The following is a 19,181-nucleotide window of genomic DNA, read 5'->3' on the forward strand; positions in this document are numbered from 1 at the left end:
CGTCGAGGTTGGAGTCCCCATGACCCGTCCAGTCCGTCTTCTCGCAGCTCTCGCGGTGTGCGGGGTGACCTTGTCGCTCCTGCCGGCCACCGCGGCGGCCACCCCGCCCGACCGGTTCCAACGGGTCGACACCCTGCCCGTGTTCCGCAACAGCTCGGCCGCCGAGCACACCGCCGCCGAGATCGCGGCGGCGACGCCGGACGGCCGGACCGTCGTCTACACCGACTCGCCGGCCGGGCGGATCGGGTTCGCCTCGGTCGGCCGGGACGGTCGCCTGCAGCCCGAGGGCGTGCTCGCCATGCCGGGCGAGCCGACGTCGGTGGACGTCCACGGGCGGCTCGCGCTGGTCGCCGTGAACACCTCCGCGTCGTTCACCTCGCCGTCCGGCGTGCTCGTGGTGGTCGACCTCGACACCCGGGCCGTCGTCGCCGCGCACGACCTCGGCGGGCAGCCGGACTCGATCGACGTCTCCCCCGACGGACGCCACGCCGCCGTGGCCGTCGAGAACGAGCGCGACGAGGACGTCGCCGACGGCGCGCTCCCCCAGGCGCCGGCGGGTTTCCTGGCCGTCGTCGACCTGACCGGCGCCCCGACCGCGTGGACCGTGCGCCGGGTCGCGCTCACCGGGCTCGCCGAGGTCGCGCCGGACGACCCCGAGCCGGAGTACGTCAGCGTCAACGGCCGCGGCCGGGCGGCCGTGACGTTGCAGGAGAACAACCACGTCGTGGTCGTGGACCTGCCGTCCGGGACCGTGGTGAACCACTTCTCCGCCGGTTCGGCGACCGTCGCGGGCGTGGACGTCGCCGACGACGGCCGGATCGCCCCGACCGCGACGATCACCGCGGCGCGCGAGCCGGACGCGGTGGCGTGGCTGGACGACCGCACGCTGGGCACCGCCGACGAGGGCGACTACCGGGGCGGGTCGCGCACGTGGACGGTGTTCGACGCGGCGTCCGGCCAGGTCGTGTTCTCGTCGGGCGCCGAGCTCCAGCAGGCCGCCGTCCGCCAGGGCCAGTACCCCGACGGCCGCTCGGACAACAAGGGCGTCGAGCCGGAGGGCCTGGCCGTGGCCACCTTCGGGCGTGACCGGTACGCGTTCGTCGGCCTCGAACGCGCCAACCTGGTCGCGGTGTACGACGTGAACGACCCGCGCCGGCCCCGCCTCCGCCAGCTGCTGCCGACCGGGGTCGCGCCGGAGGGCCTGCTGCCGATCCCGGCGACCGGCACGCTCGTCGTGTCCGCCGAGGAGGACTCCGCCGAGGACGGCGTCCGGTCGTCCCTCTCGTCCTACCGCCTCACCCGCACGCCGCTGCCCGTCGCCCTGGCCCGCAACGAGGGCGCGCCGTCGATCGTGTCCGACGGCATCGGCTTCGGCGCGCTGTCCGGGCTGTCGGGCGTTCCCGGCAACGACCGCGACGTCGTCGCCGTGACCGACTCGGCGTACCACCCGACGCGCGTGCTGACGATCGACACCCGGTCCGCGCCCGCCCGCGTCCACGCCGAGCTGGTCGTGACCAAGGGCGGGCAGCCGGTGGGCTACGACGGCGAGGGCGTCGCCGCGCGCCGTGACGGCGGGTACTGGCTGGCCGCCGAGGGCGACGGCAAGCAGCGGCCGAACCTCCTGGTCGAGGTGGCCGGGTCGGGCGAGGTCGTCCGCGAGGTGCCCCTGCCCGCCGCCGTGGCCGCGACCGCGACCGGTAACGGCTTCGAGGGCGTCACCACCACCGGCCGCGGGGCCGGTGAGCAGGTGTGGCTGGCCGTGCAGCGGGAGTGGAAGGCCGACCGGCCGGGACAGGCGACCCTGGCCCGCTTCACCCCCGCGACGGGCGAGTGGGCGTTCGCGGCCTACCCGCTCGACGCCGCGCCGGCGGGCGGCTGGGTCGGCCTGTCCGAGGTGACCGCGCTGGACGACCGCACGTTGCTCGTGCTGGAGCGCGACAACCAGCGCGGCGACGCGGCCACCACCAAGAAGGTCTACCGGGTCGACATCTCCGGGCTCGCCCCCGTCGCCGCCGGCCTGCCCAAGCCGCTGGTGGCCAAGGTCGAGGCACGCGACCTGCTCCCCGCCCTGACGGCGGGCGGCGGCGCGGCGCACGACAAGCCGGAGGGCCTGGCGGTCGTCGGCGACGGCCGGCTGCGCCGCCTGGTCGGCGTGGTCGACAACGACGGGCTGGACGACGCGCCCGGCGAGTCCGTGTTCCTGCGCCTCGGCTGGATCCGCTAGTCACGCGGCGGGGGGTGACCACGCGACCGCGGTCGCGTGGTCACCCCCCGCGCGGTGTCGGCGCTCGACTTGCGAAGATCGCTCCGCGTGCCATGCTGTCGCCGCTCGTCCCCGCGGTGGCCTGGCGCCACCGCCGGTCACCCCGACCGGGGCGCGCGGGCGACCTCGAACGGGAGGCACCGGTGGACCAGGCCGAACTGCGCGGGAAGTGGGACGAGTACGCGCACCGGTACGACCGCGACATCGGCGTGTTCGAGAAGGTCCAGTTCGGCGGCGGCCGCGAGTGGGTGTGCACGCAGGCCGCGGGCGACGTGCTGGAGGTGGCCATCGGCACCGGCCTGAACCTCCCCCACTACCCCTCCGACGTGCGCCTGACCGGGCTGGACCTCAGCCCCGGCATGCTCGCCCAGGCCCGCGCCCGCGCCGACCACCTCGGCCGTGACGTCACGCTGGTCGAGGGCGACGCCCAGTCCCTGCCGTTCCCCGACGCCCACTTCGACACGGTGGTCTGCACGCTCGGGCTGTGCGGCGTGCCCGACGACCGTGCCGCGATCCACGAGATGCACCGCGTGCTCCGGCCCGGCGGCCGACTCCTCCTGCTCGACCACGTCGGCAGCCACCACCGGGTGATCCTCTTCGGGCAACGCCTGCTGGAACGGCTGACGCTGCGGATGATCGGCGACCATCAGACCCGCCGCCCCCTCCCCCTGGTGGAGCAGGCGGGTTTCACCGTCCGCCGCCGGGAACGCCTGAAGCTCGGCACCGTCGAACGCCTCGCCGCCGTCAAGTAGCCGCCGTCAAGTAACGGCCGCGCCCCGACCCCGCGCCACCGCGCCTGACACCGGCCCGACTCAGCACGCGACACCGGCCCGACACCGGCCCGACCCGAGCGCGGCACCGGCCCGAGACCAGCCCAACGCAGCGCGCGGCAGCGAGCCGACACCGGCCCGGCCCGAGCGCGGCGGCGTGGGCCACGCCGAGCCAGACCTGGCTACACCGCGCAGAACTCGTTGCCCTCGGGGTCGCGCATGACCCACCAGTGCCCGGCCGGCCCCTGGTCGACCTCGCGGACGCGGGTCGCGCCCAAGCCCTCCAGCCGCGCCACCAGCGCATCCCGCCCCTCGGGTCCGCTGTGGACGTCGATGTGCAGGCGGTTCTTGCCGGACTTGGGCTCCGGCACGTCCTGGAACAGCACCCGCCGCCCGCGCCCGATACCGCTCACCTCGTCGAACGGGTCCTCGGGGTGGCGGATCGCGGCGTACCCGCGGAACGTCTTGCGGCCGTTGTGGTCCACGACCGCCTCCTCCCCGAGGTGCCCCGCGGCGAGCAGCTGCTCGATGAGCGGGCTGGGGTCCTCCACCTCGTACTCCAGTGCCGCGGCCCAGAAGTCCGCGAGGACGGGCGCGTTCGTGCTGTCGATGACCAGCTTCCAACTCAATGCCATGTCGGTTGTATAGCCCAGGGGTCCGACATTCGCGCCCGACGTCCACTCCGGCCGCAAGCCACAACGACCTGGGCGACGACCTAACCGGCCAGTGACGCGGTCGCCGGCTCCCGCCGGACCGCCTTCGCCACGAACGGGACTGCGGCCAGCGTGAGCAGGGCCAGCGCCGGGTACGCCCAGCCGATGGCGGACAGGTAGCCGGGCCTCGGGATGGTCCAGATCGTCGGCTGCCGGTCGAGCTGGAACGCGATCACGTCCCAGAACATGATCGGGCACCACAGCACCAGCAGCGCGCCGCGCACCCACGGCGTGATCTTCGTGTGCACCAGCCAGATCAGCAGCGGCGCGATCCACACCCAGTGGTGGTCCCACGAGATCGGCGAGAGCAGCAGCCCGAGGAGCTGCACCACCAGCACGCCCATCAGCACGTCGCCCGCCCGCACCGCGGCCCGCAGCGCGAACCCGGCGAGCACCGCGGACACGACCACCGCGACCACCCACGGCCACGTCATCTCGACGTCGTAGCCGAGGGTCCGCGACAACGCGCCCCGCAACGACTGGTTGTGCGCGGTGGCGACGGGGCCGACCCGGCTCGCGTCGCCCAGCAACCCGAACCAGTAGTGCTTGGCCTGCGCCGGGTCCACCAGGAAGCCGAGGCCGACGCTCACGGCGAACGCCACGACCGACCACACGGCCGCCGCGATCCGGCCCGTGACCAGGTAGTACAGCCCGGAGATGGCCGGCACGAGCTTCACGCCCGCCGCCAGCCCGATCCCGGCGCCCGCCCACCGCTGGTCGCGGGCCGTCATGGCGCCCAGCACGACCGCCGCCAGCAGCAGGTTCACCTGCCCGAAGTCGAACGTGTGCACCACGGGCTGCATCCACAGCAGCACGGCGGTCCACAGCAGCGCGCGACGCCGCCACACCGCGGCGGCCTCGGTCCAGCCGTCGCCGGCCACGAGGCGCAGCGCGACGCGCACCATCCAGTACAGGCACAGCCCGGACAGCAGCCGCAGCACCCACTGCGCGGCGACCCACGGCAGCCACGTCATCGGCAGGAACACCAGCGCGCCGAACGGCGGGTAGGTGAACGGCAGCGGGAAGTCCGGCGGCGAGTTCGGCGACGTGACGTCGTAGAGGTCGCCGCTGAGCACGTGCGGCGCGAGCGCCCAGTACACGTACAGGTCGATCGTCTCGTTGCCGAACCCGGTGACGATGGTCCACGTGCGGCCGAGGATGGACGCCACCAGCAGCACCGGCGCCGCGACCAGCAGCCACCGCTCCACGTTCACGAGCACGCGCACGGCAGGCGGGGACGGTTCAGGTGACACTGGGCTCGGCCTTCGACGTCGTGGTGAGCGGCGTTCCGCCGACCGGCTCGCCGGGAGCGGCGCGCACCGCCGTCGGCATCACCGCGAGGGTCAGCAGGCCGAGCAGCGGGTAGCACCAGCCGAGCGCGGCCAGCGGCCACGGCCGGGGGATCTCCCAGATGGTCGGCTGCTGGTCGATCAGGAACGTGATGAGGTCCGCGCCGGTCACGACGACCCACGCGGCGGCGACGGCGAGCACGGGCCACGACCGGCGCGCGCCGTGGACGGCCCACAGGACCAGCGGGATCACCCACACCCAGTGGTGGCTCCACGAGATCGGCGAGAGCAGCAGCCCGAACAGCTGCACGGCGACCACGGTGGCCAGCGTGTCCCCGGCACGCACGGTGGCGCGCAGGGCGAACCCGGTGAGCACGGCGGACACGGCGACCGCGAGCAACCACGGCCACGTCATCTCGACGTCGTGGCCGAGGGTCCGCGACAGCGCGCCCCGCAACGACTGGTTGATCGCGGACCCGACCGGGCCGACCCGGTCGGCCGCGCCGAGCAGCTCGAACCAGTAGCGCCACGAATCGGCGGCGGAGGCGACGAAGCCGACCGCGACGGTGAACGCGAAGCCGACGCCCGTCCAGAGCGCCGCGCGGAACCGCCGGGTGACCAGGAAGTACAGCACCGAGATCGCGGGGGTGAGCTTCAGGCCCGCGGCGACGCCGACGCCGAAGCCCGCCACCAGCTGCCGGGCAGCGACCATCGCGGCGAACGTGCCGGCGATCAGCACCAGGTTGATCTGCCCGAAGTCCAGCGTCTTGCGCACCGGCTCGCACCACAGCGCCAGCGCCGTCCACACCATCGCGCGGCGCGACCAGGTGCCGTCGAACCGCTGGCCCGACCTGGCCGCGACCAGCGACAACGCCGTCCGGACCAGCCACCAGAGGCAGACCAGGGACAGCACCTGCCACGCCACCCGCGCGACCACCCAGGGCAGCCACGACAGCGGGAGGAACAGCACGGCCGCGAACGGCGGGTACGTGAACGGCAGCGGGAAGTCCGCCGTGAACGGCATGTCGATCGTGTAGAGCTGGTCCGTCAGCAGGTTGGGCGCGAGGCTCCAGTAGACCTTGAGGTCGATCATGCCCCAGCCGGTCGGAGCGCCCAGTCGCCAGGCGTACCAGCCCAGCGACAGGCACAGCACCAGCGGCGCGAACCTCAGCACCCGCTGCTCGAACCGCTCAACCACCCGTGCTCCCGCGCTGCTTCCCCGCCACGTCCGGCTCACCCGCCACGTCGTGCTCGTCCTTCGCCGCGTCCTTGGCCTCGGCCCGGCCCTCGGCGTCGATCACGGCCCACGCCTCGTGGTCGAACCGGCCCTGCTCGGCGGCCCTGGCCTGGCGGACCGACTCGGTGAACCGCGCCCGCAGGTCCGCGAGCAGCGACCACACGGGCTCGCGTTCCAGCAGCGACCGGCCCACCCACACGCCGACCAGCACCGTGACGGCCAGGTAGGGCCACCACACGACCGGGCTCATGGAACCGTAGTGCCACCGGGCGACGATCGTGCCGTCGGGGAGCGTGACGAGGACCATCCAGACCGAGACGCCCGCCGCGACGGCGAGCCAGCGGTCCTTCCAGGCGAACGCGGCGGCGAGCGCCAACGCCCAGGTGAAGTACCACGGCAGCACCGACGGCGCGAGCACGGAGGCGGCCAGCAGGGCGATCGCGGCGCGCCGCACGGCGTCCACGCCGCCCGCGCGGGCCAGCCACCACTGCCGGACCAGCACGACGCCGAGGACGTACACCCCCGCCGTCCGGAAGAAGCCGAGGAAGCCCTCGTACGTGGCGCCCGGGACGTGACGCCCGACCGAGTGGTAGAGCAGTTCGGCCGCGGCGCAGGGCAGCGACATCCACGTCAGCAGCGGGGTCTGGCTCTGGAGCACGTTGATCCAGCCCAGGTCGACCCCGGCGGCGAGCGTGGACAGCGCGAAGACCCCGACGAACGCGACGCCGCCCACGGCGCACGCCTTGAAGAACCGCTGGCGGGCGGGGCCGGACATCCGGGCCACCCACACCCACACCAGGAACGGGACGACCAGGACCGCCGTGGCCTTCACCGCGGCGGCCAGGGCGATCACGGCGATGCCGAGCACGTGCTTGCGGTCGAGGACCATGAGCACGCCGACCGCCATCAGGCCGACCATCAGGATGTCGTTGTGCGCGCCGCCGATGCCGACCGCGATGACGAACGGGTTGGCCACCGTCAGCCACAGCGCGACCGACGTGCGGCCGCCGAGGTGCCGGGCCAGGCCGGGCGTCGCCCAGGCGAGCAGCACCAGCCCGCCGAGCACGGCGAGCCGCATGAGGACGGCGCCCATGATGACGTTGTCGCCGGTCACCGCCACGACGGAGCTGGCGAGCAGCAGGAACAGGGGCCCGTAGGGCGACGGCGTGTCCTGCCAGAGGGACGCCACGTTGCCGCCGAGCGGCAGGGTCAGCGCCGACGCGCCGGTCGTGTACGGGTCGAACCCGCGCAGCAGGACGGCGCCCTGCGCGAGGTAGCTGTAGACGTCCCGGCTGTACAGCGGCGGGGCGATGATCAGGGGCGCGGTCCAGGCGGCGGCGGCTAGCACCACGCCGCGCCCGCCGACCTCGCCGGCGCGCACCATGCGGCCGAGCTTGACCCAGGAGTAGACGAGGAGCGCCACCCCGGCGAAGACGACGGCGGTCGCGAGGTCACGGCCGTGGCCGTACCGCACCGCGTTCAGGAAGGTGCCGCTCAGCAGCGGGTCGCGCCGGAGCACCGCGCCCGCGCCCATGCCGCCGACCGTGATCAGCAACGCACCGAGTGCACCGAGTCGCAGCACCCGTGCGGGAACCTGCCGCACGACTGCCGCCCAAGCGCCTGCGTTGCGAGTCAGGACGTCCGTCCGTTCGCTACTTCCGCTCACCTCAGCGGTCACAGCCAGACCCACCTCATCGGTCTTGTGTTCGGTCCTCGTCCGCGTCTACCGCGCCTGCCGTCGACGACATCACCGGCATCGCGGGGTTCAAGGACGAGAGAGGCCACGATCAGCAATGTTGGCACGATCAGCTACCACCGTTGGTCGGGAACCGCCTATTTGGCCGTCTCGTTACCGTGCTATGTGACGATTCCCACTGGGAAGCAACCATCGCGGCGCACGCCCCTCCCCTCGTCCCATCATCACTCTCTGTTGAGTTCGCAAGCAGAGACAACGCACTTAACGCACTCGTAAGACTGAAGTGCGGAGTTACGGTGAGTTTCGTCTCTATCGGACTCTTCGTCGCCTCCGCAGGTCGCTGCCGCACACACGACGCACTCGTGTCGCGAATGCGCTCGGGAGAGTGGATTCAGGCCCGAAGTGGACATTTCATCCGGAAGTGCGACCACTCACCGGACTGACGCCGCCGGGCTCGCCCGCGGCCCGCGCGTCGCGGCCATGCCCCCTCCCGGTTCGTCTGCGGTCCCCGCCTCGTGCGTTACCCGGATCGGCGCGCGGTAAAACGTGACCTCGTTTCACGAAGCCTTCTCACGAACCCGGCGCGGGTGCCTCCCCGACGTGGCCGATCGGCACCCGGACGACGACCAGGCCGTCGAGCAACCACGCGTCGATGCCGTCCACGTCCACCCCGGTGGGCACGGTCGCGCAGTAGTGGAAGCGCTGCGGCGAGCCGGTGGGCCGCACCGTGATGCCGACGCGGTCCCGCTTCGCCGGCGTCCCGTCCGGCCGCACGTCCTGGTCGCGGACCTCGACCCGGACGTCGTCCCGCCGCACGTCGGTGATCAGCGTGGCGAAGAAGTACGCGTGCTCCGTGACCGCGACCTCCACCGTGAGGGGACACTCGTCCGCGGTGGTCACGTCCCAGTCGCGGCCCAGCGTGCGGCCGATCCGGTCCCACCACAGGTCCATCTCGCCGACGGGGTCCGTCGCCGAGCACGATTCCGCCGCGGCGCAGGGGTTGCGCCGCAACACCGTCAGCCGCTCCACCACGACGTCCCCTTTCCGTTTATCCGGACGTCACCCTGGGAAATACCCACACCAGGGCCTGTGCACGCTCCGACGAACGGGTGAATGCGCTGCGTGGTCGGCGGGGTGCCGGGTCGGTGAACGGCGCAGCGGCGGTTCACCCGAACGCACCGGGGTATTCCACCGGGGCAAGGCTCACGAGCCCTCGACGAGCGCGGAGGAGGCGCCGGTCATGCACCGGGAGAGCGACAAGCACGGCCCGCTCCGGGACGACGAACTCAAGCACGAGCTCGAAGGCACGCTGCGCGGCAACCGGCCGAGTCGGGCCGAGGAGTGGCGCGACCCGGAATCGCCCACCGACGACGAACAGACCGCACCCCCGTTCGACCGGCCCCTCTGACCGGTCACGGCGGAAGCGGACGACGGGAACCGACGGCGGGAAACGGACGGCGGGACCGGCTCCGGGCGCTCGGAGCCGGTCCCGCCGGTCGTCGTGGGTCAGGGCGCGACGGCGCCCACGGTCAGCAGCAGGTTCGCGTAGTGCCGCCCGTCGCCGGTGGCCACGCACACCGCCAGGTCCGACTCACGGCACGTGGCGTAGAAGTCGTGCCGCGCCAGCGGCTGCAACGGCAGGTCCGGGCCGAGGAGCCGTTCGTAGTCGGCCCACGCGGCGGGGGTGCTGAGGTCGTCCGGCCGCATCGTGTGCACGGCCTCCACCGGGATCGCCGACAGCACCGGCTCCAGGACGTCGTCGATGGAGACGAGGCCCGGCCGGAGGTTGAGGTGGATCAGCGTGGCCCGGTGGTGGACGTTGGTCCGGTGCGCGTAGTTCGAGTCCGCGAGCAGGACCTTCGATCCGTGGCCTGCCGTGGCGAGCGCGCTGAGCAGCGGCGGGTGCAGCAAGGGGTAGCGCAACACTTCGGACGACCTCTCGATGTGGTACGGAGCGTGTTAACGCTAACAGCCGTTTTCTGCTGCCTCCAACAAGAAGTTCGCCGAGTGAGATTGTGAGCGGTAACAGCTCCGGGTCGGTCACGGGGTCGACAGCGACGCCACCACCCGTTCCAACTGGACGGTGCGCGCGGCGGGCGTCCGCGCCTTCATCAGCCGCAGGAGCAGGGCGTACCGCCGCGTCCGGTCGAGGCGGTCGAACGCGGCGCGGGCGCCGTCGTCGGCCGCCAGGGCCGCGGCGAGGTCCGGCGGCACGGTGGCGGTGCGCTGCGACTGGTAGGCCGCGTCCCACCGGCCGTCGGCCTGGGCGGCCCGGACCGCGGCGAAGCCCGGTTCCCGCATCCGCCCCGCCGCGATCAGCGCTTCGACCTTCTCCACGTTGACCCGCGACCAGGACCCGGTCGGCCGGCGCGGCGAGTACCGCTGGAGGTAGTGGTCGTCGTCGCAGCCCTTGCGCCGGCTGTCGATCCAGCCGTAGCAGAGGGCGACCTCCAGCGCTTCCGCGATGGTGACCGACGCGCGGCCCGACCCCTTCTTGGCGATCTTCACCCACACGCCGGCGGCCACGTCGTGGTGGTCGGCCAGCCACGCCTCCCACGCGGCGGCGTCGGCGAAGGCGATGATCTCCGCACCGTCAAGCGCGCTCATGGTGTGCTCCCCGGTCGATGGCTTCCTCACGCCATCGTGCGCGGCAAAGTGCTCACCGGCTGAGCACTTCGCCGGACTTTCAGGGGCCGGATTCGCGCCGTTCCGCCATCGTGTCGGGCGCGGACTCCGGGATCTCGGTGCGCACGTCCGAGTCGCGCAGCACCTCGCGCGCCTGTGCCTCCGGGTCGGCGCTGCCCGAGCCCAGCTCCTCCGGCAGGAGGTTGGCCCGCGTCCGCGCGCGGCGGTCGACGTCGTTGCGCTGGTCGAAGGCCCGCGGCCGGTCGAGGTCGTGCTCGCGCCGGACCCGCGCCTCCTCGTCCTCCGACAGCTCGGTCGTGCCGAGGTCGAGCGGTTCGTCATGCGTCATGGCACCCGCATACCCCGCCGGCGGCGGATCGACGCGCCAGCCGGTCCGACTCCGAGCGCGGCTCACGTCCGGAGCCCGGTCGGGTTCGGGCGCAGCTCGGGTTCGGGCGCGGTCACGCCTGGCCGCGGACGCGGTCGTGGTGGCGGCGGGCCTTGAAGCGGTTGCCGCACGCGGTCATGGAGCACCACTGCCGCCTGCTGGTGCGGGACACGTCCTGGAAGTGAAGGACGCAGTCGGGGTTCGCGCACTTGCGGAGGCGGTCCGGGGTCGCCTCGCGCAGGCGGAGGTAGTCACGCAGGCACGCCCACGCGGCACGCCACGCCGGGTCCGCCACGTCCTCGTGCTCGACCTGCCCGTGCTCGTCCACCGCGAGCCGCACCCGACCGCGGTCCAGCAGGGCGTTGAGGGCGGCGTGGTCGGCCGGGTCCGCGATCACGGCGGCCACCGCGTCCCGCGCCTCGCGCAGCTGTCGGCGCGGCACGGGTCGGCCGGTCGGGAGCTCGCGGTCCGCCAGCCACGCCTCGGTGAGGTCGTCGTGGTCCAGCAGGTCGTAGGCGACGCCGCCCGCCACCCACCGGGTGTTGAGCAGGTCGACGCCGAGGGGTTGGTCCGCGAGCGGGCGCGCGGGCCAACCGCGGGCCGCCAAGGCGGCGGTGACGGCGTCGTCGGCACCGAGCACGGCCCGCACCTCCCCCGCCTAACCGTTCAGAGTCGCTTGACAGGTTAACACGGGCCTGCTTACCTGGGCGTCGTCATCTAACCGTTCAGAACAGTTAAAACGGTTAGGCAGAATCGAACCAGGAGCAGCGGATGACCTCGTACCGATACGCCGACGTCAACGGGCAGCGCGTGTTCTACCGGGAGGCGGGCCACGCCGACGCCCCCGTCCTCGTGCTGCTGCACGGTTTCCCCACGAGCTCGCACATGTTCCGCGAGCTGATCCCCCGCCTCGCCGACCGCTACCGCGTGATCGCCCCGGACCACGTCGGGTTCGGCTGCAGCTCGGCGCCGTCCGTGGACGGGTTCGACTACACCTTCGACGCGCTCACCGACATCACACTCGGACTGCTGGACCACCTCGGCGTCCGCGAGCACGCGCTGTACATCCAGGACTACGGCGCGCCCATCGGGCTCAAGATCGCGTCACGGCAGCCGGAACGGGTCACCGCGATCATCACGCAGTCCGGCAACGCCTACACCGAGGGCTTCACCCCGTTCTGGGAGCCGCTGTTCGCCTACGCCACGAACCCCGGCCCCGACACGGAACCCGCGGTGCGGGCGCTGCTGACGCTCGACGCCACGCGGTGGCAGTACACGCACGGCGTCAAGGACCCGAGCCGGATCAGCCCCGACACCTGGTCCCACGACCAGGCCCTGCTCGACCGGCCCGGCAACGCCGAGGTCCAGTTGGCGCTGTTCCGCGACTACCGCACCAACCTCGACGCCTACCCCGCGTTCCAGCAGTACTTCCGCGACTCGCAGGTGCCGCTGCTCGCGGTGTGGGGGCGGCACGACGAGATCTTCGGCCCGGACGGCGCGCTGGCGTACCGGCGGGACCTGCCCGACGCCGAGATCCACCTCTTGGACACCGGCCACTTCGCGCTGGAGGACAGCCTCGACACCGTCACGGGCTACATCCGGGGCTTCCTCGGGCGCGTCCTCGGCTGAGACCGAAATGGTGTGAGCGCTAACGAAGTGAGACGGAAAAGCGGGTTCTCTTAGGCTGTTAGCGATAACAAATGGCCGCCTTGCTCACCTTCACGCGCTGCGCTACCGTTCGCGAAGCGCCCCGGTCAGCCGGCCCGAACGACCGGAGCCGCGTCACGGTTCTGCTCGCAAGGAGGCGAAGCATGAGTCCGCGCAGGTTCACGTCGCTCGGGTCCACGCCTCACACTTGCCCGCCGTACGCGTCACGGTACCGCCGGCTCCCCGCAATCGACCGGCCGACATCCTCCCCGTCCACTCGGGACACCTCGCGCCGGTTACCACCACGCCAGCCCCGAGAGGTCGAGCGTCGCGGACCACCGGCCACGGCCGGAACCCGTGGGCGCCGGACTTGTCCTATCGGAACGGTCGAGGCCTCCGGCGGCGGCCGCACGCCACCCCCGGTCACCGCACCACGCGGCGGCCGGGGGTGGCGGCCGTCCGCGCGCCGCGGCGCGCCGCATGCCCGACACCGCGGCCGCACTGCCGCCGTTCAGCCGCCGCAGGGCTGCCGAAGTGGGCATTGACGTGGTCGCACCGTGCTCGTAGCCTGCCCGGAAAGCGCTTTCCGCTGTGACGCGCACAACCCTTCCCCGAGTGGTCGAGACCGGAGGATCCGAATGGGTGCAGTGAAACGTTTCAGAAGTCTCACCACGACGGTCGTGGCACTGCTGGCCGTCGCCTCGGCGGCGGCGTGCGGAAGCGACGCCGGTGGCGGCGACGAGACGGCGGCCGGGCCCGCCACCCTGCGGTACTCCTGGTGGGGCAACGCCGAGCGCGCTGAACTGATGCAGAAGGCGATAGACCTCTTCCAGCAGAAGAACCCGGAGATCAAGGTCACCCCGAGCTTCCAGGAGTTCGAGGCGTACTGGCAGAAGATGGCCACGGAGACCGCCGGCGGCAACGCGCCCGACGTGATGCAGATGGACTTCGCGTACCTGCGCGAGTACTCCGACCGCAACGCCCTCTACGACCTGAAGAAGCAGGAGGGCAAGAACCTCGACCTCGGCGACCTGCTTCCGGGGCTGAAGGGCGCGGGCGAGATCGACGGCAGCCTGTACGGCGTGCCGGTCGGCGGCAACACCTGGGGCTACATCTACAACCCGGCGCTGTTCGCCCAGGCGGGCGTCGAGGAGCCCAAGGAGAGCTGGACCTGGGACGACTACCGCGCGGCCATGACCACGATCGCGCAGAAGACCGGCGTCCACGGCGGCGGCAACTACATCGGCAGCTACTACAACCTGGAGCTGCAGCTGCGCCAGGAGGGCAAGTCGCTCTACACGGAGGACGGCAAGCTCGGCTTCGACAAGGCGCGGCTGGCCGACTTCCTCAAGGAGGGCAAGACCCTGGCGGAGGCCGGCGCCGTCCTGCCGATCGAGAAGGGCGTGCAGATCAAGCCGTCGCACCCGCTGGAGCTGGACCTGGTGGCCGGCGACCTGGGCTGGGACAACTTCATGGCCCGCTACGACAAGGGCGCCAAGGCGGAGCTGAAGCTCGGTCCCGTGCCGAGCGACAAGTCGGACGCGAAGGGCCAGTACCTGAAGCCGGCCATGCTGCTGAGCGTGTCGCAGAAGTCCGAGCACCCGGCGGCGGCGGCCAAGCTGGTCTCGTTCATGGTCAACGACCCGGAGGTCGGCAAGATCTTCGGCGCGAACCGGGGCCTGCCGCCCACCAACGCGCAGCGCTCCGCCGCGCAGCTCGAAGGGCCCCTCGCCGCCGTGGCGGCGTACGAGGAGCAGCTGAAGGACAAGTTCGGCAAGACGCCGCCCGCGCCGCCGAAGGGCGCCGGCACGTTGGAGCAGGCGTTCATCCGGATCACCGAGGAGCTCCAGTACGGCCGGATCTCGGTGGACGAGGCGGTCGACCAGTTCTTCACCGAGGCCGAAGAGACCCTCGGGTCGTGAGCAGGACGACGATCACGCCGGTTCGCGCCGGCGAGGCGCAGGCCGAGGAGCGGACGGGTCCGCGCAAGCGGGCCCGCCTGCCCGGTGACGGCCTGGCGGGCTACCTGTTCCTGTCGCCGTGGATCATCGGGATCGTCCTGCTGACCCTCGGGCCGATGGTGACGTCGCTGTACCTGTCGTTCACCGACTACGACCTGTTCAACACCCCGCGGTGGATCGGGCTGGAGAACTACGAGCGGATGTTCTCCGACGCCCGCTGGCTGCGGTCGGTGGAGGTGACGGCGCTGTACGTGGCGCTGGCCGTGCCGATCAAGCTGGTGGCGGCGCTCGCCGTCGCCATGCTGCTCAACAGCAAGCGCCGGGGGCAGGGCTTCTACCGGGCGGCGTTCTACGGGCCGTCGCTCATCGGCGGCAGCGTCAGCGTCGCCATCGTGTGGAAGATGATGTTCAGCGACGACTCGGTGGTCGACCAGCTGCTGCTGGGCGTCGGCATCGACACCGGCGGCTGGGCGGGCAACCCCGACTTCTCGCTGATGATGCTGGTGCTGCTGGCCGCGTGGCAGCTCGGCGCGCCGATGGTGATCTTCCTGGCCGGGTTGAAGCAGGTGCCGCGCGAGCTGTACGAGGCCGCCGAGGTGGACGGGGCCGGCCCGTGGCGGCGGTTCCGGTCGATCACGCTGCCGATGATCTCGCCGGTGCTGTTCTTCAACCTGCTGCTGGAGACGATCAACGCGTTCCAGGTGTTCACGTCGGCGTACGTGGTCGGCGGCCCGAACGGCCAGCCGGCGGGCAGCACGCTGTTCTACACGATCTACCTGTTCGACCGCGGGTTCGGCGACTACCAGATGGGCTACGCGTCGGCGATGGCGTGGATGCTGCTGCTCGGCGTCGGGCTCGTGACGGTGTTCCTCTTCCGCACCGCGCGCGGGTGGGTCCACTACACGGGCGACTCGGGGAGCAGGCGATGAAGCGGCAGCTGTCGAGGGTGGCGTGGCACGTCGGCGTGCTGGTCCTGCTGGCCGTCGTGCTCTACCCGATCGTGTGGGTCGCGGCGGCCACGTTCAAGCCGTCCGAGGCGATCGTCGGCAGCCTGCGGCTGCTGCCGGAGACGGTGACCACGGCGAACTACGAGCGGGTGTTCGACGGTGTGGTCGGCATCGGCGTCGGCCGGTTCTTCCTCAACTCCGCCGTGCTGGCGGTGCTGTCGGTGATCGGCACGGTGGCGTCGTCGGCGCTGGCGGCCTACGCGTTCGGCCGGCTGCGGTTCCGGGGGCGGACGGTGATGTTCGGGATCATGATCTCGACGCTGCTGCTGCCGTTCCACGTGTTGATCATCCCGCAGTACATCGTGTTCCAGAACCTCGACCTGGTCGACACCTACGTGCCGCTGCTGGCGGGCAAGTTCCTGGCCACGGAGGCGTTCTTCGTGTTCCTCATGGTGCAGTTCATCCGGCAGCTGCCGCACGAGCTGGACGAGTCGGCCAAGATCGACGGGGCGAACCACTGGCGGGTGTTCTGGGACATCATCCTGCCGCTGTGCCGTCCGGCGCTGATCACCACGGCGATCTTCACGTTCATCTGGAGCTGGAACGACTTCTTCGGCCCGCTGATCTACCTCAGCACGCCGGACAAGTACCCGTTGCCGCTGGCGCTGCAGCTGTTCATCGACGAGTCGACGGGATCGGACTTCGGCGCGCTGATGGCGATGTCGATGCTGGCGCTGGTGCCGGTGATCCTGTTCTTCCTGTTCTTCCAGCGCTTCCTGGTGGAGGGCGTGTCGACGTCGGGGTTGAAGGGATGAGGCGGTTCGCGTTGTTCGGCGAGTGCCTGACGGCGGGGCTGCTCGTCCTGGTCGCGGCGCTGCCGGTGGTGACGCTGCTGCCGGCGCTCGCGGCCGGGTGCGCGCACATCAAGGCTCACGTCGACGGCGAGACCACCTCGCTGCGGTCGTTCTTCGAGCGGGTGCGGGCGGCGCTGCCCGGCGGGTGGCAGCTGTCGCTGGCGGTCATCGGGTGCTTCGCCGTGCTGGCGGTGGACGTGGTGCTGCTGCGGTCGCGGGTCGCCGGCGGCGGGTTCGTGGCCGCGGTGTGCGGTGTGGCGGCGGTCGGCCTGGCGGTGGTCGTGCTGCGGGCCGCGGCGGCGTGGTCGCCGGACGCGCGGTGGGCGGACCTGGCGCGCTCGGCCCCACGTCGGGCCGTCGCCGACTTCGGCGGGTCGTTGCTGTTGGTGATGTCGTTCGGGGTGCTGCTGGTGGTGACCTGGCAGCTCCCGCCGTTGCTGCTGCCGATGCTCGGGTGCGTCCTGATGGCGGCGGTGGCGGTGGACCGGCGTTCGGGGCGGGTCGGTCAGGAGCTCTCGCGCAGCACGAGCGTCGACGGGTAGGCGGTCGACGGGTCGGCGCGGCGGCGGTCGAGGACCGCGGTGGCGGCGCCGGCCGCGATGTCCTCGACCGGGTTGGTGGTCGTGGTCAGCGCCGGGCGGCTGAGGGCGGCGAAGTCGATGTCGTCGAAGCCCGCGACGGCGACGTCGCCCGGCACGTCCACGCCCGCGCGGCGCAGGGCCGCCAGCGCGCCGAGCGCGGTGAGGTCGCCCAGCGCGAACACCGCGTCGGTGTCCGGCCAGCGGGCCATGACCTCCGCCGACGCGGTCCCGCCGCGGGCGGCGGTGAAGTCGCCCGGCACCAGGCGGACCGGTGAGCCCGCCTCCCCCACCACCCGGCGGTAGGCGGCCGCGGCGCGGTGGGTGCACGGCAGCCACGGCGGGCCGGTGATCATGGCGACGCGTCGTCGGCCGCTCGCCAGGAGGTGCTCGACCACGCGGGCGGCTCCGGCGCCGTTGTCCACGTCGAACGACGGCACGTCCCGCGAGCCGATGCCGATCGCCGCGACCCGGCCCCGCATCGCCTGGGGCACGACGGCGAGCGCGGTCGTCGTCGGGTTGACCAGGACGACGCCGCCGATGCCCCGGTGCTCCACGAGCCGTCCCAGCTCGGCCGGGTCGTGCAGCGGCAGCCAGTGCAGCGACACGCCGACCTCGCGCGCGGCGGCCACTTCGGCGGTGGCGGCGACGACCCGTCCCACGTACGGGTCGTTCAGGACATGCGCGCTGTGGCCGCCGACGACCACCGCGACGCGCGTGCCGCCGCGGGTGGCGAGGGCGCGGGCCGCCGGGTCCGGGACGTAGCCGAGTTCGGCCGCCGCCTCGTGGACGCGGCGGCGTGCGGCGTCCGAGGCGGGCCCGCGGCCGCTGAGCACGCGGGACGCCGTCGCCAACGACACGTCGGCGTGGCGTGCCACGTCCGCCAACGTCGTCCGCCGCGACTCCCCGACCACCCGGCCAGTGTGCCGGCACTTGTGGTGGAAGCGCTTCCACGGGTGGAGTCGGCGTCACCTGCCGAGAGGAGCCCCCATGCCGACCCCGCTGACCGCCGTGACGCCGTCCGACCCGGCCGCCGCCCGGCGGACCCGTGCGGCCGCGATCGGCGTGGCCGTCACGTTCGGGCTGAACGGTGTCGCCGTGGCCTCGTGGTTCGCCCGCGTGCCGGCCGCCCGTGACGCGCTGGGGCTCGGCGCCGGCGCGCTCGGCCTGGTGCTGCTGGCGATGTCCGCCGGGGCGACGGTGGCGATGCTGACCGCCGGCGAGGTGACGCACCGGCTGGGCGCGCGGCGGTCGGTGGGCGTGTCGACGGCGGGTGTCGCCGCCGGGCTGGCCACCGCGGGTGTCGGCGTCGGGGTCTGGCCCTCGGTGGCCGCGACGGCGGTCGGCCTGTTCGTGCTCGGGTACGGCTCGGGCGTCTGCAACGTGGCGATGAACGTCGAGGCTGCGGCGGTCGAGCGGCTCCTCGGGCGGACCGTGATGCCCCGGTTCCACGCGGTGTGGAGCCTGGGCACGGTGGCCGCCGCCGGGTTGGCCGCGCCGGCGGCGTGGCTGGACGTGCCGGTGACCGCGCACCTGGCGGGCGTCGCGGTGGTCGTGCTGGGCGGCACGCTGGTCGCGGCGCGGTCGTACCGGCGCGTCGGCGACCGGGTGGGCGCGAGGGGCGGCAGCGGCGTCCTGGCGGCGTGGCGCGAGCCGCGGACGTTGCTGATCGGGCTGCTGGTGCTGGTGCTGGCGTTCACCGAGGGGACGGCGAACGACTGGGTGGCGGTGGCGTTCGTGGACGGGTACTCGGTCGGCCCGGCCGCCGGCGCGGCGGTGTTCGGGGTGTTCGTGGCGACCATGACGCTCGGGCGGGTGGTGGGCACGGTCGCGCTGGACCGCTGGGGACGGGCGCCGGTGCTGGTGTGCACCATGTCGCTCGCCATCGCGGGTGTGGTGGTGGCGGTGTTCGGCGGGTCGCCGGTGGTGGCGGTGGCCGGGGTGGCGTTGTGGGGCCTGGGCACGTCGCTGGGCTTCCCGGTCGGGATGAGCGCGGCGGCCGACGAGAAGGGACGGGCGGCGGCACGGGTGAGCGTGGTGGCGGTCATCGGGTACACGGCGTTCCTGGCCGGACCGCCCGTCGTGGGGCTGTTGGGCGATCACGTGGGCGTTCTGCGGGCGTTGCTGGTCGTGCCGCTGCTGCTGGTGCCGGCGCTCGCGCTCGTGCCCGTCCTGCGAACGCCGCCGCGCGTTTGAGGTGGTCCTACTCGGGC

Annotated in this window: 19 protein-coding genes; 9 read left to right on the forward strand and 10 right to left on the reverse strand. The window is 72.6% G+C overall.

The features are described from left to right. The first annotated feature begins 64 nt into the window (after positions 1-64). Both ACRAKH_RS22825 and ACRAKH_RS22830 read left to right on the forward strand, forming a co-directional pair. Positions 65-2,224, forward strand: a complete 2,160-nt coding sequence (locus ACRAKH_RS22825; protein ID WP_380727528.1) for an esterase-like activity of phytase family protein — start codon at positions 65-67, stop codon at positions 2,222-2,224. 182 nt (positions 2,225-2,406) lie between these two features. Beyond that, complete coding sequence (locus ACRAKH_RS22830; RefSeq protein WP_380727526.1) at positions 2,407-3,015, forward strand: class I SAM-dependent methyltransferase; 609 nt, start codon at positions 2,407-2,409, stop codon at positions 3,013-3,015. Positions 3,016-3,215: 200 nt separating this feature from the next. On the opposite strand, the gene ACRAKH_RS22835 is transcribed toward ACRAKH_RS22830, so the two are convergent. The 5 genes from ACRAKH_RS22835 to ACRAKH_RS22855 all read right to left on the reverse strand — a co-directional run bounded on the left by ACRAKH_RS22835 (position 3,216) and on the right by ACRAKH_RS22855 (position 9,000). Further along, on the reverse strand, positions 3,216-3,668 hold the full coding sequence (locus tag ACRAKH_RS22835) for a VOC family protein (protein WP_380727524.1): 453 nt from the start codon (positions 3,666-3,668) through the stop codon (positions 3,216-3,218). A gap of 80 nt (positions 3,669-3,748) precedes the next feature. After that, on the reverse strand, positions 3,749-4,972 hold the full coding sequence (locus ACRAKH_RS22840; protein ID WP_380727523.1) for a glycosyltransferase 87 family protein: 1,224 nt from the start codon (positions 4,970-4,972) through the stop codon (positions 3,749-3,751). 16 nt (positions 4,973-4,988) lie between these two features. Continuing rightward, complete coding sequence (locus ACRAKH_RS22845; protein ID WP_380727521.1) at positions 4,989-6,233, reverse strand: mannosyltransferase; 1,245 nt, start codon at positions 6,231-6,233, stop codon at positions 4,989-4,991. Then, positions 6,226-7,875 (reverse strand): polyprenol phosphomannose-dependent alpha 1,6 mannosyltransferase MptB, encoded by a 1,650-nt coding sequence (gene mptB / locus ACRAKH_RS22850; RefSeq protein WP_447009266.1) that lies wholly within the window; start codon positions 7,873-7,875, stop codon positions 6,226-6,228. The genes ACRAKH_RS22845 and mptB overlap by 8 nt, the downstream gene beginning before the upstream one ends. Before the next feature lie 663 nt (positions 7,876-8,538). Next, positions 8,539-9,000 carry an Hsp20 family protein gene (locus ACRAKH_RS22855; protein ID WP_380727517.1) on the reverse strand — a complete coding sequence of 154 codons (462 nt, stop codon included), beginning with the start codon at positions 8,998-9,000 and terminating at the stop codon, positions 8,539-8,541. 208 nt (positions 9,001-9,208) lie between these two features. Between ACRAKH_RS22855 and ACRAKH_RS22860 the strand changes: the two genes are divergently transcribed. Next, on the forward strand, positions 9,209-9,376 hold the full coding sequence (locus tag ACRAKH_RS22860) for a hypothetical protein (protein WP_380727515.1): 168 nt from the start codon (positions 9,209-9,211) through the stop codon (positions 9,374-9,376). Between the two features lie 98 nt (positions 9,377-9,474). Here the strand turns inward: ACRAKH_RS22860 and ACRAKH_RS22865 are convergent, their stop codons facing one another. From ACRAKH_RS22865 to ACRAKH_RS22880, 4 genes are all read right to left on the reverse strand, one after another. Continuing rightward, positions 9,475-9,894: an RbsD/FucU family protein gene (locus ACRAKH_RS22865; protein ID WP_380727513.1), complete on the reverse strand. Its 420-nt coding sequence runs from the start codon at positions 9,892-9,894 to the stop codon at positions 9,475-9,477. 114 nt (positions 9,895-10,008) lie between these two features. Next, entirely contained in the window at positions 10,009-10,575 is a 567-nt protein-coding gene (locus ACRAKH_RS22870; RefSeq protein WP_380727511.1) for a YdeI/OmpD-associated family protein, read from the reverse strand. Positions 10,576-10,654: 79 nt separating this feature from the next. Next, the gene (locus ACRAKH_RS22875) at positions 10,655-10,942 is read right to left on the reverse strand and encodes a hypothetical protein (RefSeq protein ID WP_380727509.1); all 288 of its coding nucleotides are present in this window, start codon (positions 10,940-10,942) and stop codon (positions 10,655-10,657) included. A gap of 112 nt (positions 10,943-11,054) precedes the next feature. Continuing rightward, positions 11,055-11,621 carry a CGNR zinc finger domain-containing protein gene (locus tag ACRAKH_RS22880; RefSeq protein WP_380727507.1) on the reverse strand — a complete coding sequence of 189 codons (567 nt, stop codon included), beginning with the start codon at positions 11,619-11,621 and terminating at the stop codon, positions 11,055-11,057. A gap of 131 nt (positions 11,622-11,752) precedes the next feature. Between ACRAKH_RS22880 and ACRAKH_RS22885 the strand changes: the two genes are divergently transcribed. From ACRAKH_RS22885 to ACRAKH_RS22905, 5 genes are all read left to right on the forward strand, one after another. Then, complete coding sequence (locus tag ACRAKH_RS22885; protein WP_380727505.1) at positions 11,753-12,610, forward strand: alpha/beta fold hydrolase; 858 nt, start codon at positions 11,753-11,755, stop codon at positions 12,608-12,610. A 698-nt stretch (positions 12,611-13,308) separates the two neighbouring features. Beyond that, positions 13,309-14,550, forward strand: a complete 1,242-nt coding sequence (locus ACRAKH_RS22890) for an ABC transporter substrate-binding protein (RefSeq protein ID WP_380730112.1) — start codon at positions 13,309-13,311, stop codon at positions 14,548-14,550. After that, entirely contained in the window at positions 14,547-15,518 is a 972-nt protein-coding gene (locus ACRAKH_RS22895; RefSeq protein WP_380730109.1) for a carbohydrate ABC transporter permease, read from the forward strand. Before ACRAKH_RS22890 ends, ACRAKH_RS22895 begins: the two co-directional genes overlap by 4 nt. Continuing rightward, the gene (locus tag ACRAKH_RS22900) at positions 15,515-16,351 is read left to right on the forward strand and encodes a carbohydrate ABC transporter permease (protein ID WP_380730107.1); all 837 of its coding nucleotides are present in this window, start codon (positions 15,515-15,517) and stop codon (positions 16,349-16,351) included. The genes ACRAKH_RS22895 and ACRAKH_RS22900 overlap by 4 nt, the downstream gene beginning before the upstream one ends. After that, positions 16,348-16,932 (forward strand): hypothetical protein, encoded by a 585-nt coding sequence (locus ACRAKH_RS22905; protein WP_380730105.1) that lies wholly within the window; start codon positions 16,348-16,350, stop codon positions 16,930-16,932. Before ACRAKH_RS22900 ends, ACRAKH_RS22905 begins: the two co-directional genes overlap by 4 nt. Here ACRAKH_RS22905 and ACRAKH_RS22910 read toward each other — a convergent pair. Continuing rightward, positions 16,896-17,882: a LacI family DNA-binding transcriptional regulator gene (locus ACRAKH_RS22910; RefSeq protein ID WP_447009267.1), complete on the reverse strand. Its 987-nt coding sequence runs from the start codon at positions 17,880-17,882 to the stop codon at positions 16,896-16,898. The two genes, ACRAKH_RS22905 and ACRAKH_RS22910, sit on opposite strands and share 37 nt — an antisense overlap. A 76-nt stretch (positions 17,883-17,958) precedes the next feature. Between ACRAKH_RS22910 and ACRAKH_RS22915 the strand changes: the two genes are divergently transcribed. Then, positions 17,959-19,164, forward strand: coding sequence for an MFS transporter (locus tag ACRAKH_RS22915; RefSeq protein WP_447009268.1), 1,206 nt, complete (start codon positions 17,959-17,961; stop codon positions 19,162-19,164). The last annotated feature ends 17 nt before the right edge of the window (positions 19,165-19,181 follow it).

The organism is Saccharothrix hoggarensis (assembly GCF_052936025.1).

What these genes read in the sequence shown, in the direction of transcription:
- ACRAKH_RS22835 (WP_380727524.1), bottom strand. Translation starts at nt 3,668, where the DNA reads ATGGCATTGAGTTGGAAGCTGGTCATCGACAGCACGAACGCGCCCGTC.
- ACRAKH_RS22860 (WP_380727515.1), top strand. Translation starts at nt 9,209, where the DNA reads ATGCACCGGGAGAGCGACAAGCACGGCCCGCTCCGGGACGACGAACTC.
- ACRAKH_RS22870 (WP_380727511.1), bottom strand. Translation starts at nt 10,575, where the DNA reads ATGAGCGCGCTTGACGGTGCGGAGATCATCGCCTTCGCCGACGCCGCC.
- ACRAKH_RS22875 (WP_380727509.1), bottom strand. Translation starts at nt 10,942, where the DNA reads ATGACGCATGACGAACCGCTCGACCTCGGCACGACCGAGCTGTCGGAG.
- ACRAKH_RS22885 (WP_380727505.1), top strand. Translation starts at nt 11,753, where the DNA reads ATGACCTCGTACCGATACGCCGACGTCAACGGGCAGCGCGTGTTCTAC.
- ACRAKH_RS22900 (WP_380730107.1), top strand. Translation starts at nt 15,515, where the DNA reads ATGAAGCGGCAGCTGTCGAGGGTGGCGTGGCACGTCGGCGTGCTGGTC.
- ACRAKH_RS22905 (WP_380730105.1), top strand. Translation starts at nt 16,348, where the DNA reads ATGAGGCGGTTCGCGTTGTTCGGCGAGTGCCTGACGGCGGGGCTGCTC.
- ACRAKH_RS22915 (WP_447009268.1), top strand. Translation starts at nt 17,959, where the DNA reads ATGCCGACCCCGCTGACCGCCGTGACGCCGTCCGACCCGGCCGCCGCC.